Below are 16,449 nucleotides of genomic sequence, written 5' to 3'. Positions count from 1 at the left end.
TGTGCTCATCGTGATGACGTCTGTCTTGTCCGCCGCCCGTGCCCGCGAATTGGTGGCTCGCTTCGGTAACGGTTCGGTGCTGATTGTCGGCGACGTGATGCTCGATCACTTCGTGATCGGCCGCGTCAGCCGCATCTCGCCGGAAGCGCCGGTCCCGGTCGTCGAGCACGATCACGACGAGTACCGGATCGGGGGCGCCGGCAACGTCGCGAACAACGTCGGCGCCCTGGGTGGCGCAGTCGAACTGGTCGGCCTGATCGGTGAGGATCGGGACGCCGAAATCCTGTGCGGCGAGCTTCGGGCCTGTCAGATCGGATGCAGCGGGCTTGTCAGCGAACCTTCGCGACGCACCACGACCAAGCAGCGCATCGTCACGACGCGAAACCAGCACGTGGCGCGCGTCGATTACGAAAATGACGCCGATGCGGGGCCTGCGGCCGAACAGGCGCTGATGGCGCGCGTCGAGCGGCACATCGCCCGCGCCAGCGTCGTCGTCGTGTCCGACTACCTCAAAGGCGTCGTCACGCGCGGACTGACGTCACGAATTGTCGAATTGGCGCGTACGCGGCAGGTGCCCGTACTGATCGACCCCAAGATCCCGCACATCGACTACTACGCGGGCGCCATCATGGTCACGCCCAATCACCACGAGGCTGAGGTGGCGACGCACATGCGCATCAGGTCCGACGAGGACGCCACGCGCGCCGGACGCGTGTTCATGGAACGCGCGCGCTGCCTGAGTGTGCTCATTACCCGAGGCGAGCAGGGAATGTCGCTGGTCGATCCAATCGGCGACATGCACTTCCCCGCCGTGGCGCGCGAGGTCGCCGATGTCACCGGCGCTGGAGACACCGTGATCGCGGCGCTCGCGCTCAGCCTGGCCGCCGGGGCCACCCGCGGCGAGGCGGCCCAACTGGCCAACCATGCGGCCGCGATTGTCGTCGGCCACTTCGGCGCCGCCACCGTGACGCCGGCGGAGTTGCTCGGATCGTTCTCGGGCTAGTGGCGGAAGTGCCGCCTCCGGGTAAACACCATCGCGATGCCGTGTTCGTCGGCCGCCGCGATCACCTCGGCGTCTTTGACCGACCCGCCGGGTTGAACGATGGCCGTCGCCCCTGCCGACACGACCGCGTCGAGTCCGTCCCGGAACGGGAAGAACGCGTCTGACGCAGCCACTGATCCCTGAAGCGAGACGCCGGCGGTGGCGGCCTTCAGCGTCGCCACTCTTACGGCGTCGACGCGGCTCGTCTGGCCCGCACCGATAGCCAGGGTCCGATCCTCGCTGGTAAAGACGACGGTGTTCGACTTGACGTGGGCGCAGACGCGCCACGCAAAGCGCAGGGCGCGGTATTCGGCTTCGGTTGGCGAGCGCTTCGTGACCACCTCGGGGACGCCCGCCGCGGGCCAGGGATCGCGCGCTTCGACAACCCGGTCCTGTTCCTGGGCCAACAGGCCTCCCAGCGCTGTTCGCAAATCCAGGTGTCCAATCCCGCGGCCGCTTGAGGCCACCGCCCCGAAGGCGACCGGCGCGATGACCACGCGGAGGTTCTTCTTGGCGGCGAGCGCGGCGAGGGCGGCCTCGGAAATGGCGGGCGCAATCACCGCCTCGATGAACGTCGAGGCAATCGCGCGCGCCGTCGCTTCGTCGATCTCGCGATTGCAGCCCACGATGCCTCCGAACGCGGAGAGCGCGTCGGCATCCCTCGCCCGGATGTACGCCTCGGCGAGCGTCGCTCCGGTTGCCGCCCCGCACGGGTTCGTGTGCTTGATGACGACGGCGGCCGGTTCGGCGAACTCGGTGACAATGCGGCAGGCCGCATCCGTATCGAGCAGATTCGTGAACGAGAGTTCCTTGCCCTGCAGTACCGCAGGGAGATCAGCGTCAGTCAGATCGCCAGGCACGTACCACGCTCCGGGCTGATGCGGATTCTCTCCGTAACGCAGCGTGCGCAGTTTGCGCATCGCCACGAGCAGGCGGGGCCCCAGGGAGTCGCCCCTCGGCGTGCGCGTGCAGCTGCCGTCGGCGACCGCCACGGCCTCGAGCTCGTTGGCGATCGCGGTGTCGTAATCGGCCGTGTGGGCAAACGCCTTCTGCGCCAGTTCCAGACGAAGCGCGAGGCCGGGACCGTCCGGCGCGTCGAGCGCTTCCAGCACCCGACCGTAGTCGGCCGGCGACACCGCCACCAGCACGTCCCGGAAGTTCTTGGCCGCCCCGCGTATCATCGATGGCCCGCCGATGTCGATGTTCTCAATCACGTGATCAAAGGTCGCCGACCGGTCGGCCGCCGTCTCGCGAAACGGGTAGAGATTGACGACCACAAGATCGATGGGCTCGATGCCGAACTTCGCCAGGGCTTCCCGATCTCCCCAATGATCGCGTCGCGCCAGAATGCCGCCATGGATGACCGGATGCAGCGTCTTGACGCGGCCGTCCATCATCTCCGGCGCCCCGGTCACGTCCGACACCTGGAGCACCGGCACCCCTGCAGCGGCAAGCGCTTTGGCGGTGCCACCCGTCGACACGATGGAGAACTTCCTGGCCGCCAGACCACGAGCAAATTCGACGATGCCTGACTTGTTCGACACACTGATCAACGCTCGCATGCTAAGACCTCACAGGGGGGAGCGGATGAGTCCGAGTCCAATCTCGTCAAGCTTATCTCATGGCCGATGCCGGCCGACGGGGCCGGTCGCTGAGTAGCCGGGTGAGGGTGAGGAGCCCGTGGCGACAGTGTGTCTGGCCGAGAGATGGCCTTCTGTGCGCCATGCGGCCTATACTACCGCCCACGCTCTGATGACCAGGATCCAGCCCAGCCCAACGACCGAGCTTGAAACCGGAAGTCCTCCGCTCAGTCCCGGCACTGCGCCGCCTGTCGCTTTGACTCGGCTCGACGGTGCGCTCGCGGCGCTGGCGGCGGCGATGGCGTTCGGAGTGTATCTCGCGACGATGTTTCCCGGGTTGTCCAGCAGCGGGGATGCGGCGAAGTTTGCCTTCGTCGGCAAGGTGCTCGGCATACCACACGAGCCTGGCTACCCGCTGTACGTCCTGGTCTCGCACCTGTTTTCCTACTTGCCTCTCGGATCGCTCGCGTACCGAGCCAACCTGTTCTCGGCCGTGCTGGCGGCGCTCAGCGTGGCGATCGGGTACTTCCTCGTGCGCAGCCTGGGTGGGGGCCGTGTGGCCGCGTTTTCGGCAACGCTCGGAATGGGCTTCGGCCGGGCGTTCTGGGGAAAGGCCCTGTATGCGAAGGCGTACCCGCTGAACGCCGTGCTGGTTGCCGCGGGGATGTTGATGCTGCTGCGGTGGGGCGTACACCGGCGTCGGAAGGATCTGTACTGGGCGGCCGGTATCTTCGCGTTGAGCGCGGCCAATCACCTCATCGTCATCGCGCTGCTTCCCGCGCTCTTGCTGTACGCGCTGCTGACCAATGCTCGCGAACTGCTGCGGCCACGCACGCTCGTCGTCATCGCCGCGCTCGTCATGTTCGCGCTCACGCTCTATGGCGTGATTCCCCTGCGCACGTGGCAGCAGGCGCCGTACCTCGAGGCCAGGGCGACAAGTCTGAGCGAGCTGGTCGACGTCATGATGGCGCGCCGGTACTGGAACGAAATCGGAGCCTTCTCGGTTCGCGCCCTCCTGTCCGTACGAATGCCCACAGTGACGGGGCTCGTGGGGCGCGAGTTCACATGGATCGGACTCCCGCTGTTGGCGGCGGGATTCCTGGTGCTCGCGCGACGCAAGCCCCGGGAAGCGCTCCTGTGCGGCCTGGGCGCGCTGGGAGTCATGACCCTCACGGCCAACATGAGTTCCAACGAGGACGAGGGGTTCCTGCTGCCGGTCTTCATCCTCTGGTGGCCAGTGGTTGGCGTAGGCCTGCAAGGCGTGTTCAATGCCGTCCGGCGCGCGCCGCCGACGGTGGCCGGCGTCCTCGCGATCGGGCTGACGGCCGTGATCCCCGCGCGCCAGGTCACGGCCAACTACGAACCGAACGATCACCACCGCCGAACGTTCGAGATTCGTTACTTCGACGCGCTGTTTGCCAGGCTTCCAGACCGGAGCGCGTTCGTGGGCGACACGTACGGCGTGAACATGATGGTGTTCTATAAGTTGTACGGGGAACAGGCCGCTGGCACACGCGATGTGCGTTGGATCCCCTCCAAGCATGAACAGGTCGCGCAGGCGTGGCGGGACGGGTACGACGTGTTGGCGTTCGGCCAGGGGCGCAGAGACCTGGTTGACTACGGCTTTCAGTTCGAGCCCGTCGCCCTGCTCGGGGAACCGGTCAGTGAGTACTTACCCGTGGTCCGCGACAGATGGATTGTGGCAATTGCGGCCGCGCCTGGGGCCGTGCCCGGATTGAAACTGACGGACGGACGGCCATGGAACATCGTCGGCGCGACTCGCGGCGCGCTCGCCGGGCGGCCGAGGGCCCCGTACGGCCTGGTGGGCGCGATGGGCGCGCACGGTCCGGGGCTGGAGGCCACATGGGCTGACGGCTTCGATCTATTCGTTGAGGCCGGTCATCAGATTGGTCGGACCGGAGTCGTCGCGCCGGTGTCGATTCGGGTAGCCGCCGGCGCTGCCAGCGCGGTCGTGACGGTCGATGGCGTGGAGCGTGCCCGCACCGAGAGAGGCGCCGTCATAGCCATCATCAACCCGCTGGGCGAGGTCGAGGCGCACGCTCTGGATCCGCAGTGGGACTTGCGGGTGCCGTTCGACATGCGCCTGCTTCCTTTGTACCGGCTGACGCGTGCCGGAACCTGCGCGGATCTCGGCAGCGACAAGAACTGGCGGGACGTATCGGCCATGGTCGCGGACGGACGCGCGGCCGTGCGGATCGACAATTTCCGTTCGTTCGAAGGTCGGATGATCCTTTACCTGAGCGCAGACGGCGTACTGGCGCCGACCGTCACGCGAACCCGGGGCCGTGGACGGCCGTTGTTGACGTTCTCCACCTTCGCGACCGGCAACCCGTCCGAGCGGGACGCGTTGCAGCGGGCGTTGCAGGCGGACGGACTGCTCGAACTGGGGCCGTTGGCCGCGGCGGCATCCATCTCACGCCTCGAGGTGCGAGTGAACGACGAAGGGGATTTCGCGGCGCTGACGATTGACTTCGGCGGCCGGCCGGCACGCGCGACTATGCGCGCCGAGGTTGACCAGAACACGCCGGAACGCGCGACGATCTGCGGGATGTCCGCGAGATAGACCTGAGTACGATGGTGCGCGCCCGGCGCGGTGCCGCTCCATCTTGACACTCCTTGAAACCGGCCGGTATCATTCGCAAACGGCGTTGTCGGGCCGACGTCGCAAGCCGCAAGAGCGGTACTTGTTCTACTCCACGTCGCTGACGTTGGAGGCCGGTAAGACACGCGGCGCGTCCAGCGCCGCCAAGAGGCAAGGCAGGGCACGAATGCGCATCACAGGCAAGGTGAAGTGGTTCAACAACGCAAAGGGGTATGGGTTCATCGAACGTGAAGGCGGCAGCGACGTCTTCGTCCACTACTCCGCCATCCAGGGCAACGGGTTCCGTGCACTCGAAGAGGGCCAGGCCGTCGAGTTCGAGATCGTCGACGGGCCCAAGGGGCCTCAGGCTGGTAACGTCACGAAGATTTAGTGCCGCTTCCGAGTGTCAGCCCGGGTCTGGCGTCGACGCCGTCCCGGGCTCTTTTTTTGTCAATCCCGCTTCTTCGCGCCCTTCAACCCGCGTGCGGTAAACGAGAGCTTCCCGCCCCGCACGGCCAGGCGGAACGCCACCTCCGGTGCGCCGCGCTGCTGGATGGAACTGACCTGATCGCGAATCAAGCCGGCGAATTTGTGAAAAGGGATCTGCGCTTCCCCGAGCTCGCGCCGGACCTCGGTCAGCCGATTATAGAGTTCGTGCAGTCTGTCCGCTTCCACGATCGGCTCGGCAAACAGCGTCACGTGCACGATGCGATCGTCGGCTGGCTGAGACGTCTCGGCCTCCCGTCGGCGAGGCGCGACGAACGGCCCGGGGCGGCCTTCTTCCCGAGCTCTCAGGCCCCGGTCCCAGAGATCGGTGAACGTGGCATAGCGGGCCTGGATCGTCTGGAAGCGAAAGCGCTCCGCATACGCGCCTTGGATGTGGAGGGCCCGTTCGAGGCGCTTGAGCACCGTCTGGACGGTGGCACGCGTCTCCCATGGGGGGCGCGGAAGCCGCCCGGCGAAAAACATGTTGTACTCGGACTCGAGCTTGCGCAGTTCGGCCTCGAGCAGTCCGAAGTCGGCGTCGTGCAGTGATGCAAACACTTAGCGTCCCGGCATCGATCGTCACATCAACAGGAGTCGCGGCGGCGGCTCACTCAATCGCAGCCGTGATGGTATCCTGAGTGCGCGAGTGGGGGCAACGGGCCTTGTTGCCGCTTGATTCTTGTGTCCAGATTCTTGCTCCGTGCTTCTGCTCCGGTGGCGGTCCTTTAACGGTGCGCACACCATGCCCGACTATCGAACGATTCCCTCCGTCGAGCAACTCCGACAGCGGCCGGGCGTGCAGGTGCTCGTCCAGCAGTTCGGCCACGGTGCGGTGGTGGAGGCCCTCAGGGCGGAAACCGACGCGCTCAGGCAGCGGATGGGTGCCACCGCTGTCACTGGCCGCGGCGCCGCGCCGATGGGGCGCGAAGCGGCCGCCGAGCTGATCGAAGCGGGGCTCGCCGCGCGTCTGCGCGAGATGGTCCGGTCGTCGCTAGGTGCGGTGATCAATGCGACGGGCGTGATCGTGCACACGAACCTCGGCCGCGCGCCGCTGTCGCCGGCCGCGCTGGCTGCCGTGACCCGCGCCGGCCAGCGGTACATCACATTGGAGTACGACCTGGAGCGGGGCGCGCGCGGGCACCGCGACGAGCACGCCGAGCCGCTGCTCTGCCGATTGACCGGCGCCGAATCGGCTGTCGTGGTCAATAACTGCGCTGCAGCAACGATGCTGATGATGGCCGCCCTGGCGTCGGGCCGCGAGGTCATCGTATCGCGGGGCGAACTGGTCGAAATCGGTGGCGGCTTCCGCGTGCCAGAAGTGATGGCGCAGTCCGGCGCCATCCTGCGGGAGGTCGGCACGACCAACCGCACCCGGGCGTCGGACTACGCGGCGGCCATCTCCGACCGCACGGCGCTCATCCTGCGCGTGCATCGATCGAACTTCACGATCGAGGGCTTTACCGAGCAGCCGTCACTCGAGGAGTTGGTGGCGCTCGGCCGCGAGCACGGCGTCACGGTCGTCGAGGACCTGGGCAGCGGCAACATCCTGGGCGGGCTCGCAGAAGCGACAGCTCTGGGCGGCTTTCGGCTCGACGAGGTGCCAGGGCTCGAGACGCTTCTTCGAAGAGAGCCAACCGTGCAGGCCAGCGTTGCGGCCGGCATCGACGTGGTCTGCTTCAGCGGAGACAAGTTCCTTGGCGGCCCTCAGGCCGGGATCATCGTCGGCCGCAGGGACAGGGTGCAGTTGATTCGGAGGCATCCGCTGATGCGGGCCCTGCGCGTCGACAAACTGACGTACGCCGCGCTGGTTGGCACGTTGACCGAGTATGCCGTCGGCAGAGCACGAGAGAGCGTTCCTGTGGTGATGATGCTGATGAGGACACCTGCCGGGATCGAGGGCCGCGCCAGGCGACTGGCCGACGCCATCGGGGCGTCAGGCGATTACGATACCGAGATTATCGACGGGCGATCGACAGTCGGGGGTGGAACGTCGCCCGGGTTGACGCTCCCGACGCGGCTCCTTGCCCTGACGCACCGCTCGCTCTCGCCAGACTCGCTCGAATCTGCCCTGCGCCGGCTCGAACCGGCCGTCATCGGGCGCATCGACCGCGACCGAGTGGTGCTTGATCTTCGCACGGTGTTTGAAGATGAGGACGATGTGCTCGCGGCTGGGCTGTTGGGGCTTCCAGGGTAACTAAGGGGTCGGCGCTTCTGGTCTCAGAAGATCGTCGAGATGGACGAAGCGGCGAGATTCAACAGACGGGTCGGCAGCACGCCCAGATAGAAGAGTACGGCGACCGAGACGACGAGCGCCGCCAGCGCGGTCCGCGGCAGGGGCGGCCCCGCCTCGTCCTCAACCGGTCCAGACATGTACATCATCACGACCACGCGCAGGTAGAAGAAGACTGACACGACGCTCGTCAGCAGCCCCACGATGGCCAGGGTGTACTCGCCGGCACTGACTGCGGCCGTAAACACGTACCATTTGGCGACGAATCCGGCCGTCGGCGGGAATCCTCCAAGCGACAGCAGAAACACCGTCAGGATGAACGACGCGATCGGGCGCGAATACCAGAGCCCCTTGTAGTCGTCGAGCTGTTCGACCGGTTTGTCGCGCGTGCCGAGCAGCGCGATAACGGCGAATGCCCCGAGGTTGGTGACGGCGTACACGGCCAAATAGAACAGGATCGAGGCCTTGCCCGCGCTGTTTCCCGCCACCAGCGCCACCAGCAGGTAGCCGCCATGGGCGATGCTCGAATACGCGAGCATCCGCTTGACGTTGGTCTGGGCCACTCCGACCACCGTTCCCAGAATCATCGTACAGATGGCGAGCACCCAGACCACCGGCACCCATTCGGCGCGCAGCGGCTCGAGCGCGGACAGGAACACGCGCGCGAACGCGGCAAACGCCGCCGCCTTGACCGCGGTGGACATGAAGCCGGTCACGATCGTCGGCGCGCCTTCGTAGGCGTCAGGCGTCCACATGTGGAACGGGACGGCCGAGGCCTTGAAGCCGAAGCCGACCAGAAGGAGGCCCATCGCGACCAGCACCAGCGGACTGACGGCGCCGCCGGACTGCGCGGCCATCGCGGCACCGATCCGGTCCAGCCGCGTGCTGTGCACGACGCCGTAGGTGAATGCGATGCCATAGAGAAAGAACGCGCTCGAGAACCCGCCGAGCAGGAAGTACTTGAACGCGGCTTCGGTCGAAGCAAACGCCTCTCTCCGAAGGCCGGTCAGCACGTAGATCGACAGCGAGAACACTTCGAGCGCCAGGAAGATGATGACCAGGTCGGTGGCCACGGCCATCAGCATCATCCCGGAAATGGCGAACAGCAGGAGCGCGTAGTACTCGCCCTGCGGCAGTTTGTCGCGTTCGATGAGACTGGACGAGAACGCGACGGTCAGGATCCCGATCAGAATCAGCACGAGGCCGACGAACAGGCCGAAATCATCCGCCACCACCACGCCGAAACTCTCGGCCCGGCGGCCCCACAGCAGGACCGACGAGATGGCCGCGCCGACCAGGCCGATCATCGCCAGGCCGCCAATCGGCAGGCGCTCCCCTCGTTCTCGAAACGCCTCGGCCAGCATGCAGGTCAGGCCGGCCAAGGCCACACAGATAATGGGAATGACGGCGTTCAGAGCCGGACTCATCATGGACACGCTCTTCACCTGACCGCGTTCGGGGTCGGACCTGTTTTCGCGACCGAGATTGGGATCTGGCCCCATTTTTCATTCTTCGTAAAATGGGGTCTGACCCCATTTTCTGCAGCGCCGTTCGGGTCCACCTGGACAGCCGGAACCAGCCGCACCGTTCTGGCCGGCTGTGCTTCGGCCATGCGCGCCACCACGCGCTCGATGGCCGGACGCATCGGGTTCAGGAACATGGAGGGCACGACGCCCATCACAATCGTCATGGCGACGATGGGCCAGATCACCCACCGCTCGCGCACGCTCAGATCCTTGAGGCCCTCGTTCTTCGGGTTGGTCACCGTCCCGTAGTTCACACGCTGGAACATCCAGAGCATGTAGACGGCGGAGAGAATCACGCCCGTCGCGGCCACCGCCGCGAATCGAGGATCCCATCGGAACGCGCCGATCAGGATCAGGAACTCCCCCACAAACCCATTGAGGCCTGGCAGACCGATCGACGAGAGCGTGATGACGAAGAAGGCCGCCACGAGTCTTGGCGTCACGTGCTTGAGGCCGCCGAACTCCGAGATCAATCGCGTATGGCGGCGATCCGACAGCATGCCGACGATCAGGAAGAGCCCGCCGGTTGACACACCGTGGTTCAACATCTGGTAGACCGCGCCCTGGACGCCCTGCACGTTCATCGCGCACAGGCCGAGCACGACAAAGCCCAGGTGGCTGACGCTCGAGTACGCCACCAGTTTCTTCATGTCGGGCTGGACCATCGACACCAGCGCTCCATACACGATACCGATGACGGCCAGCGCCGCCAGATACGGCGCGAAGTACACCGCGGCGTACGGGAACAGCGGGAACGCAAACCGCAGCAACCCGTAGGTGCCCATCTTCAGCATCACGCCGGCCAGAATGACCGACCCGGCGGTGGGTGCTTCGACGTGCGCGTCCGGCAGCCACGTGTGGAACGGGAACAGCGGCACCTTGATCGCGAAGGCGAGCGCGAAGGCCAGGAAGAACCAGAACTGCAGATGCTGCGGCACCGCGATCTGCAGGAGTGCTTCGTAGCTGAAGCTGTACGTCCCGCCGGTGGCGACCGCGTGTGTGTACGCCAGCCCCAGGATGGCGACCAGCATCAGCACGCTCCCCGCCATCGTGTAGAGGATGAACTTGACGGCGGCGTAGACGCGACGGTCGTAGCCCCACACCCCGATCAGGAAGTACATCGGGATGAGCATGGCGTCCCAGAACACGTAGAACAGGAACATGTCGAGCGACAGGAAGACGCCGATCATCGCGCTCTCGAGCACGAGCATGAAGAAGCAGAACTCCTTCACCTTCCTGCGCACCGACTCCCACGAGCAGAGCAACGCCAGCGGCGTCAGAAACCCGGTCAGGACGACGAGAAACAGGCTGATGCCGTCGACGCCGACGGCGTACTGGATGCCGAACGACGGGATCCAGTCGACGCGCTCGACGAACTGAAAGTCCGCACGGCTCGGATCGAATCCTGCCCACAGCCACAGCGTCCCGAGAAACTCGACCAGCGACATCCCCAGGGCGGCCCAGTAGACGAGCCGGTCGCGCCCGCCGTCAGGATTGCGGATGAGCAGCAGGAGCACCGCGCCGACCAGCGGCAGCGCGATGAGCAATGAGAGCATGGGCACTACCGCCATACGTAGTATCCGAGAATCACAACCACGCCCACGACAATCGAGAGCGCATACGCTCGAATCGAACCCGTTTGCAGCCGCCGCAGCACTTCGCTCCATCCGCTCACCGATGCGCCGGCCGTATTGACCGCGCCATCGATCAGGCCGGCATCCACGATCTTCCACAGGCCGCGTTCCGACACGCGGAAGATCGGCTGCACGATGACCGCGTCGTACGCCTCATCGACGTAGTACTTGTTGAGCAGCAGGCGGTGAATGCCGGCGAAGTTCGCCGCGATGCGATCGGTCACGTCACGCCGGCGCAGGAAGAAGAACCCGGCGAGACCGATTCCTGCAATCGCGATCCCGCTCGAAAACGCCATCAGGGAGAGTTCGGCGCGATGCTCCTCCGCTGTGGCGCCTGGACCATCCGCCTTTCCGCCTTCGCCCTGAGCTTGTCGCCCCTCGACGTTGCTCGGGACGACCCTGAGCCCGTCGAAGGGTCGAAGGGCTTCGGCGTGACCAGCGCCTCCCGCTGTCGGGGGGGCTTCGGCGTGGCCTTCGGCCGGTGGGATTGCGCTCGCTGTGCCCGTCGCTTCGGCGAGGCCGCCGCCGGCTTCGATGCCCGGCACGGCAAAGCTCGGCTCGAGGAATTGCTCGATGCGATTGCTGCCGCCGAGGACCTTGGGGAATCCGATGTAGCCGGCCACGACCGAGCCGACCGCGAGCAGGATGAGCGCAATGGCCATCGCCGGCGGGGCGTCGTGGAGATGCCGGCCGCCACCTTGGTTGTGGGAGTGGTTACCGGCGTCATGTGGTCCGCCTCCGCTGGCTCCATGACCGTGAGCGCCAGCTACGGCGGGATCATGGTTCGCCGAGCCGTGTCCGGAATCGGTCACGGCACGCGAACCATGAAATGTGAGGAACACCAGGCGGAACATGTACGTGGCCGTCAGCAGCGACGTCAAGACGGCCACGGTCCACACGGCGTAGTGGCCCCCCGAGAACGCCTTCCACAGAATCTCGTCCTTGCTGAAGAACCCGGAGAAAAACGGCACGCCGGCAATCGCCACGGATCCGATCAGGAACGTCCAGTACGTCACTGGCAGTTCCCGGCGCAGGCCGCCCATCTTCCGGATGTCCTGCTCGCCGGCAAGCGCATGAATCACGGCGCCAGATCCCAGAAACAACAGCGCCTTGAAGAACGCGTGCGTAAAGAGATGGAAGATACCGGCCGCAAACGCCCCGACGCCCATGGCAACGAACATGAACCCCAGTTGAGATACGGTCGAGTAGGCCAGCACCCGCTTGATGTCGTTCTGCACCAGCCCGATCGTGCCCGCCATCAGCGCCGTCGCGACGCCGATACCGGCGACCACCGCCATCGTGTCCGGCGCATGACTGAAGAGCACCGCATTGCGCCCGATCATGTACACGCCCGCGGTCACCATCGTCGCGGCGTGGATGAGCGCGGAGACCGGCGTTGGGCCTTCCATCGCGTCGGGCAGCCAGACGTAGAGGGGAATCTGGGCAGACTTGCCTGCGGCGCCGACAAACAGCAGCAACGTGGCGATCGACAGGGTGCCGAAGACCGTCTCGGGCGGCAGTTGTCCCGCCTGGTGGGCCACGGCCTGAAAGTCGAGCGTGCCGAACTGGACCCAGATCATGAACATGCCGAGCAGGAATCCGAAGTCACCGACGCGATTGACGATGAACGCCTTCTTGCCTGCGTCCGACGCGGATTTCTTCGAAAACCAGAAACCAATCAGCAGGTACGAACAGAGGCCCACGCCCTCCCAGCCCACGAACATCACCGGGAAGCTGGCGCCGAGCACGAGCACCAGCATGAATGCCGCGAACAGATTGAGGTACGAGAAGTAGCGCGCGTACTCGCTGGCGCGCTCCTCGTGCATGTAGGCGGTCGAATAGAGGTGAATCAGAAAACCGATGCCGGTCACGACCAGCACCATGACGGCGCCGAGCGGATCCAGGCGCAGCGTAAACGGAATCGACAGAGCTCCGGATTCGATCCACGGCGCCACGCGATCGACGATGCCACGCGAATCGGGGGCCATCTGAACGAGGGTCCAGACCGACCATGCCGATGCGAGGAACGCGCCGAACATCGCGAGGCACGCGACAGCGCCCGAGAGCCTCTTCGAGAGGCGGCGGCCCAGCGAGAGGTTGATCAGGAACCCGACAAACGGCAGCAGCGGAATCAGGCGCAGCACGAATCCCCTCACCACTTCAAGCTGGTGAACATGTCCGGATTGAGCGTCTCGCGATGCCGGAAGAGCGCAATGACCAGCGCGAGCCCGACAGCGGCCTCGGCGGCCGCGACGGTCACGACGAAGAACATGATGACCTGGCCGTCGGCCGATCCGATGGTGCGGCCAAACGCGATGAAGGCCAGATTGACGGCGTTCAGCATCACCTCGATCGACAGCAGCATCGTGATCACGTTTCGGCGCAGGAAGACGCCCACCGTGCCGGTGGCGAACAGGATGGCCGACAGGATCAGGTAGTGTTCGAGTGACACCATCGCCCTACAACTCCCGCTTGGCCAGCACCACGGCCCCTAGCATGGCCACGATGATCAGGATTGACGTCACTTCGAAGGCGAACCCGTAATCGGTGAACAGCAACTGCCCGAGCCCGCGAACCGATCCGATTGCCGCCGCGTCCGGCGCCGCGCCCCCGGTCAGCAGGTCATCCTGCGCCCCGCTCGTGCGCGCCAGGGCCCACACCAGTTCGGCCGCGAGCACCACCGCCAGCGCCGCGCCGAAGTAGAGCGGCTTCTTCATCTCAGGCGCGCCAATCGCCACCTGCTCGTCCTCTTTGTGCGCGTTGAGCAGCATCACCACGAAGAGGAACAGCACCATGATGGCGCCCGCGTAGATGATGATCTGGATCACCGCGGCAAACGGCGAGTCGAGCGTGATGTAGAGCGCGGCCAGGGCCCCGAACGACACGATCAGCAGCAGCACGCTGTGCATCGGGTTGCGCCCCAGCACCACGAGCAGCGACGCGGCCACCGCCACGCCAGCCAGCAGATAGAAGAGCAGCAGTTCAGTTCCCAAAGTAGATGACCCCCGCCGCCGTCACGATCAGGTTCAGGGCGGCCAATGGCAGCATCACCTTCCACCCGAAAATCATCAACTGGTCGTAGCGCAGGCGCGGCAGCGTCCAGCGCATCCAGATGTAGAAGAACAGAATCGCGCCCATCTTGACGACGAACCAGATCCAGCCGAGATATTCCGGCAGCCAGGGTCCGTGCCAGCCGCCCAGGAACAGGTCGGTCGCCACCGCGGCCGTCGTCACCATGTTGATGTACTCGGCGAGGAAGAACATCATGAACGGGGTGCTGCTGTATTCGGTGTGATATCCGGCGACCAGTTCCTGCTCGGCCTCCGGAAAGTCGAACGGCGCCCGGTTGGTCTCCGCGACGCCCGCGATCATGAAGATCACGAAGCCGACCGGCTGCAGGAAGACGAACCACCGCGGGATGAACCCGAGCCAGGCGCCGCTCTGTGCGTTGACCACTTCGGTGAGCGACAGCGAGTTGGCGACGACGAGCACTGAGGCCAGAGACAATCCGTACGACAGTTCGTAGCTGATCATCTGCGAGGCCGAACGCAGCGCGCCAAACAGCGAGTACTTGCTGTTGGAGCTCCAGCCGGCCAGCACGATGCCGTAGATGCTGACCGAGGTCACCGCGAACAGGACGAGCACGGCCACGTTGACGTCAGCCACCTGCAGGCTGATCTTGTGATCGATCAGGCCGAACAGATCCGTCTCGGCCCCGAACGGCACGACGGCGAACGCGGTGAATGCGGCCGTCGCCGAGATCAGGGGGGCGAGCATGAACAGGGCGCGATCGGCCCCTTTCGGGCGCAGCGTCTCCTTGAAGATCAGCTTGATGACATCGGCAATCGGCTGGAGCACGCCCTTGGGCCCGACCAGGTACGGGCCATACCGCTGCTGGATCAAGGCCGCTACCTTGCGCTCCGAGTACACCATGATGGCCGCCGCGACCAGCAGCAGGCCGAAGACGACGACGATGATGCCGAACTGGGCGATATACAGCGGGATCATCGCGCGTGTCCCCCTCCGCACCGCCACTCCGCCGGCAGCGGACACCGTCCCTCGCGGATGTGCGCCTCGTACTCGTGCCGGAAATGCCGAAGCGTGCTCAGCACCGGCGCCACTTCCGCATCGCCGAACGGGCACAAGGTCTTGCCGGCGATGTTGCCGGCCACGCTCTGAAGCAACTCGAGGTCGCGCATTTCGCCTTCACCCCGCTCGATCTTGAGCAGGATCTTCAGCATCCAGTCGGCGCCTTCACGGCACGGCGTGCACTTGCCGCACGACTCGTGGCGGTAGAAATGAATCAGATTGGCCGCCGCCCACACCATGCACGTGGTGTCGTCCATCACGATCATCGCGGCCGATCCGAGCATCGAGCCGGCTTTCGCGATGCCGTCGTAGCTGGCCTCGCAGTCAATCGCGTCGGGCAGCATCACCGGCGTGGACGACCCGCCCGGAATCACCGCCTTGAGCGTTCGGCCCTGCCGGACGCCCCCGGCGTAGTCGTTGATCAGCTGCCGGACCGTCGTTCTCATCGGTGCTTCGTACACGCCGGGACGAACCACGTGCCCGCTGATGCAGTACAGTTTCGGCCCGCCGTTCTTGTCGGGACCAAGCGCGGCGAACCACTCGGGCCCCTTCGTGATGATCGCCGGCACGTTGGCCAGCGTCTCGACGTTGTTGATGACGGTCGGACAGCCGTAGAGACCCACCACCGCGGGGAACGGCGGCCGCAGGCGCGGCTGAGCGCGCTTGCCCTCGAGCGACTCGAGCAGCGCCGACTCCTCGCCCGCCTCGTACGCACCGGCGCCACGGTGCACGAAGATGTCGCAGTCGAATCCGCTGCCGAAAATGTTCTGCCCGAGGTAGCCCCGGGCTCTGGCCTCGGCAATCGCCGACTCGAGCACGTCTGCCACGTGGTGGAACTCGCCGCGGATGTAGATGTAGGAGACCTTCGCGCCGATGGCGAAGCAACTGATGGCGCAGCCCTCGAGGACCAGATGCGGGTTGCGCTCCATCAGCACGTGGTCTTTGAACGTGCCGGGCTCACTCTCGTCCGCGTTGCAGCACACGTACTTGGGCTTCGGGGAATCCTTCGGCACGAAGCCCCACTTCATGCCGGCCGGAAAACCCGCTCCGCCGCGGCCGCGCAGCCCCGAGGCCTTCACGATCTCGATAACCTGGGCGGGCGCCATGGCGAGCGCCTCGCGCAGCCCCTCGTAGGCCCCGTGCCGGAGCGCCACGTCGAGCGTGAAGCTGTTCGGCTCGCGGACGAAACTGGTGAGGACTGGTTCAAACATACGCACGATGAACTGACGCTTTCGGACACGACATGTCGTGCCCCTACGC

13 protein-coding genes are annotated in these 16,449 nt (G+C 65.6%); 4 read left to right on the top strand and 9 right to left on the bottom strand.

The genetic code is table 11. From position 1 onward, the window contains the following. Positions 1 to 13 precede the first annotated feature (13 nt). Positions 14 to 1,003, top strand: coding sequence for a D-glycero-beta-D-manno-heptose-7-phosphate kinase (gene rfaE1, locus NTV05_00475; protein ID MCX6542873.1), 990 nt, complete (start codon positions 14 to 16; stop codon positions 1,001 to 1,003). Here rfaE1 and purH read toward each other — a convergent pair. Then, the gene (gene purH, locus NTV05_00470; GenBank protein ID MCX6542872.1) at positions 1,000 to 2,604 is read right to left on the bottom strand and encodes a bifunctional phosphoribosylaminoimidazolecarboxamide formyltransferase/IMP cyclohydrolase; all 1,605 of its coding nucleotides are present in this window, start codon (positions 2,602 to 2,604) and stop codon (positions 1,000 to 1,002) included. The two genes, rfaE1 and purH, sit on opposite strands and share 4 nt — an antisense overlap. Positions 2,605 to 2,878: 274 nt before the next feature. Between purH and NTV05_00465 the strand changes: the two genes are divergently transcribed. Continuing rightward, positions 2,879 to 5,206 carry a DUF2723 domain-containing protein gene (locus tag NTV05_00465; GenBank protein ID MCX6542871.1) on the top strand — a complete coding sequence of 776 codons (2,328 nt, stop codon included), beginning with the start codon at positions 2,879 to 2,881 and terminating at the stop codon, positions 5,204 to 5,206. 205 nt (positions 5,207 to 5,411) lie between these two features. Continuing rightward, positions 5,412 to 5,615: a cold shock domain-containing protein gene (locus tag NTV05_00460; GenBank protein MCX6542870.1), complete on the top strand. Its 204-nt coding sequence runs from the start codon at positions 5,412 to 5,414 to the stop codon at positions 5,613 to 5,615. Positions 5,616 to 5,674: 59 nt separating this feature from the next. Here NTV05_00460 and NTV05_00455 read toward each other — a convergent pair whose 3' ends face one another. Then, positions 5,675 to 6,268 carry a hypothetical protein gene (locus NTV05_00455; protein ID MCX6542869.1) on the bottom strand — a complete coding sequence of 198 codons (594 nt, stop codon included), beginning with the start codon at positions 6,266 to 6,268 and terminating at the stop codon, positions 5,675 to 5,677. A 184-nt stretch (positions 6,269 to 6,452) separates the two neighbouring features. Here NTV05_00455 and selA point away from each other — a divergent pair, with 184 nt between their 5' ends. Beyond that, positions 6,453 to 7,904, top strand: a complete 1,452-nt coding sequence (gene selA / locus NTV05_00450; protein ID MCX6542868.1) for an L-seryl-tRNA(Sec) selenium transferase — start codon at positions 6,453 to 6,455, stop codon at positions 7,902 to 7,904. Between the two features lie 23 nt (positions 7,905 to 7,927). Here the strand turns inward: selA and NTV05_00445 are convergent, their stop codons facing one another. Genes NTV05_00445 through nuoF form a run of 7 tightly spaced genes read right to left on the bottom strand, consistent with a single transcriptional unit; the run spans position 7,928 to position 16,400 of the window. Then, positions 7,928 to 9,370: an NADH-quinone oxidoreductase subunit N gene (locus NTV05_00445; GenBank protein ID MCX6542867.1), complete on the bottom strand. Its 1,443-nt coding sequence runs from the start codon at positions 9,368 to 9,370 to the stop codon at positions 7,928 to 7,930. Between the two features lie 11 nt (positions 9,371 to 9,381). Next, the gene (locus NTV05_00440) at positions 9,382 to 11,037 is read right to left on the bottom strand and encodes an NADH-quinone oxidoreductase subunit M (GenBank protein MCX6542866.1); all 1,656 of its coding nucleotides are present in this window, start codon (positions 11,035 to 11,037) and stop codon (positions 9,382 to 9,384) included. Next, a complete protein-coding gene (gene nuoL, locus NTV05_00435; GenBank protein MCX6542865.1) occupies positions 11,028 to 13,244 on the bottom strand; it encodes an NADH-quinone oxidoreductase subunit L in 2,217 nt (738 codons plus the stop codon). Before nuoL ends, NTV05_00440 begins: the two co-directional genes overlap by 10 nt. Positions 13,245 to 13,252: 8 nt before the next feature. After that, positions 13,253 to 13,555, bottom strand: coding sequence for an NADH-quinone oxidoreductase subunit NuoK (nuoK, locus tag NTV05_00430; protein ID MCX6542864.1), 303 nt, complete (start codon positions 13,553 to 13,555; stop codon positions 13,253 to 13,255). Positions 13,556 to 13,559: 4 nt separating this feature from the next. Beyond that, positions 13,560 to 14,093, bottom strand: a complete 534-nt coding sequence (locus tag NTV05_00425; GenBank protein ID MCX6542863.1) for an NADH-quinone oxidoreductase subunit J — start codon at positions 14,091 to 14,093, stop codon at positions 13,560 to 13,562. Beyond that, positions 14,083 to 15,108 (bottom strand): NADH-quinone oxidoreductase subunit NuoH, encoded by a 1,026-nt coding sequence (nuoH, locus tag NTV05_00420; GenBank protein ID MCX6542862.1) that lies wholly within the window; start codon positions 15,106 to 15,108, stop codon positions 14,083 to 14,085. The genes NTV05_00425 and nuoH overlap by 11 nt, the downstream gene beginning before the upstream one ends. Beyond that, entirely contained in the window at positions 15,105 to 16,400 is a 1,296-nt protein-coding gene (gene nuoF / locus NTV05_00415) for an NADH-quinone oxidoreductase subunit NuoF (protein ID MCX6542861.1), read from the bottom strand. Before nuoF ends, nuoH begins: the two co-directional genes overlap by 4 nt. Between the last annotated feature and the right edge of the window lie 49 nt (positions 16,401 to 16,449).

Source organism: Acidobacteriota bacterium (assembly GCA_026393755.1).
In the GTDB taxonomy this organism is placed as follows: Bacteria; Acidobacteriota; Vicinamibacteria; order Vicinamibacterales; family JAKQTR01; genus JBAXOX01.
Note: the sequence above shows the minus strand (reverse complement) of the source record. Positions and strands in the feature narration are given on the sequence as shown.

Bases quoted from the DNA above. Each gene is read 5' to 3' on its own strand.
- rfaE1 (MCX6542873.1), top strand. From the start codon at position 14: ATGACGTCTGTCTTGTCCGCCGCCCGTGCCCGCGAATTGGTGGCTCGC.
- purH (MCX6542872.1), bottom strand. From the start codon at position 2,604: ATGCGAGCGTTGATCAGTGTGTCGAACAAGTCAGGCATCGTCGAATTT.
- NTV05_00460 (MCX6542870.1), top strand. From the start codon at position 5,412: ATGCGCATCACAGGCAAGGTGAAGTGGTTCAACAACGCAAAGGGGTAT.
- selA (MCX6542868.1), top strand. From the start codon at position 6,453: ATGCCCGACTATCGAACGATTCCCTCCGTCGAGCAACTCCGACAGCGG.
- NTV05_00445 (MCX6542867.1), bottom strand. From the start codon at position 9,370: ATGATGAGTCCGGCTCTGAACGCCGTCATTCCCATTATCTGTGTGGCC.
- NTV05_00440 (MCX6542866.1), bottom strand. From the start codon at position 11,037: ATGGCGGTAGTGCCCATGCTCTCATTGCTCATCGCGCTGCCGCTGGTC.
- nuoK (MCX6542864.1), bottom strand. From the start codon at position 13,555: ATGGTGTCACTCGAACACTACCTGATCCTGTCGGCCATCCTGTTCGCC.
- nuoH (MCX6542862.1), bottom strand. From the start codon at position 15,108: ATGATCCCGCTGTATATCGCCCAGTTCGGCATCATCGTCGTCGTCTTC.
- nuoF (MCX6542861.1), bottom strand. From the start codon at position 16,400: ATGTTTGAACCAGTCCTCACCAGTTTCGTCCGCGAGCCGAACAGCTTC.